This window comes from Mesorhizobium sp. M7A.F.Ca.ET.027.02.1.1 (assembly GCF_004022985.1).
GTDB lineage: Bacteria > Pseudomonadota > Alphaproteobacteria > Rhizobiales > Rhizobiaceae > Mesorhizobium.
Window position 1 is genome coordinate 1 of record NZ_RZOL01000728.1, and the last position, 1,491, is coordinate 1,491.

Sequence of the window (1,491 nt, forward strand, 5' to 3'; positions counted from 1 at the left end):
GATCTCGGCCAGGCCCATGCGTTGGGCAACAACCGCCAGTTCGTCCGCTGCCACTATGGACAATTGCCGTTCGTTGCGCATTTCGGTGCCGCGCGGATACCAGGGCTCGCGCCCGCCCGCGCGGCGTGTCGGTCCGGCATGAAAATCGCCTGCTATGCCATCGAAATCCAGCAGCAATTCGTCCACCGGGCGCGTCTGAAAATGATCCGCCGGCGCCACGTAAAGCGCTGCCGCCTTGGCGGCAAGCTTTCGCGCGGGGATGATTTCGATCGGCTTTTCAGCCTCGGGGAAGAGATCCAGCATGGCGTTCTTTTCTCTCGTCATCCAGCGAATTAGCCGGGCGGACTTCGCGGCGTCCAGTCGAAAGTGCTGATCGTCCGATCAACGTCACCGATGGGATGGCGATCGCCAGGCGAGTGCCGTTCGCACCAGCCTAACGCAACAAGGCGTATTGAGCGCCAAAGTGTATTCCGAGCACAGGAACGGAGCGTACTTTTGGGTACGTGAGTTCAGCCCTACCGCGACGCGGGGAAGCGTAGCCATTCGCCGGGCGGCCTCACCTGAATATCGACATAGCTAGAGCATCCGCAGCAGCGCACCGCCTATCGAATACCCCGCGCCAAAGGCGCAGATCAGGCCGAAATCGCCAGGCTTCATGTCGGCGTGGTTTTCCGACAGCGCGACGATGGCGCCGGCGCCCGCCGTGTTGCCCAGCCGCTCCAGCACCATCGGCGCGCGGTCGTGGTCGACCTCGTGGCCGAACGACAGTTTCAGGATCATCGCATTCATGCGTGCATTGGCCTGATGCAGCCAGAAGCGCCTGATCGCCTGCGGCGTCAGCCCGTGCTCGGCCAGGAATTCGACGATGAATTTCTGCCCGGCAACGGTGACTTCCTTGAACACCTTGTTGCCGACCTGCTTGATCAGATTGCCTTCCAGATTGATCATGTAAGGATCATCCTGGGCGGTGCGGGTGTGATAGCCCAGATTGGTGCGGATGTTGTTCGACATCTGCGTCCAGACGCGCGTGTCGAGCACTTCGAAGCGCCCCGGCCGCTTGTCGCCCTTGGCCAGCCCTTCGACCACCATCGACACCGAAGCGTCGCCGAAGATGAAATGCGTCTGCCGGTCGCGAAAATTGAGATGGCCGGTGATGATCTCGGGCGTCGTCACCAGAATGCGCTTGTGCGCGCCCGACCGCACCAAATTGACGGCTATGTGCAAGGCGGCCGCCGCCGAAGAACAGCCAAGCCCCATGTCAAAGCCCGCGCCCTTCGTCCCCAGCGCCTCCTGCATTTCGATGGCGATCGCCGGATAGGGCCGCTGGTGATGCGAGGCCGAGCAGATCACCAGGTCTATATCCGACGGCTGCAGCCCGGCATGGTCGAGGGCCTTCTTCGCCGAGGCTATGCCGAACTCGGCCTCCAGCGACAGCGCATCGTCGGGCCGTGCGGGAATGCGCGGCGCCATCCGAGTCGAGTCGAGGATGCC

1 protein-coding gene and 1 pseudogene are annotated in these 1,491 nt (G+C 62.6%); both read right to left on the reverse strand.

The genetic code is table 11. The features are described 5' to 3' along the window. Positions 1-303: pseudogene (locus EN749_RS35615) on the reverse strand (molybdenum cofactor sulfurase); the annotation flags it as partial. Between the two features lie 273 nt (positions 304-576). After that, the coding region (locus EN749_RS35620) for a beta-ketoacyl-ACP synthase III (RefSeq protein WP_245491582.1) at positions 577-1,491 on the reverse strand (915 nt) is incomplete at its 5' end.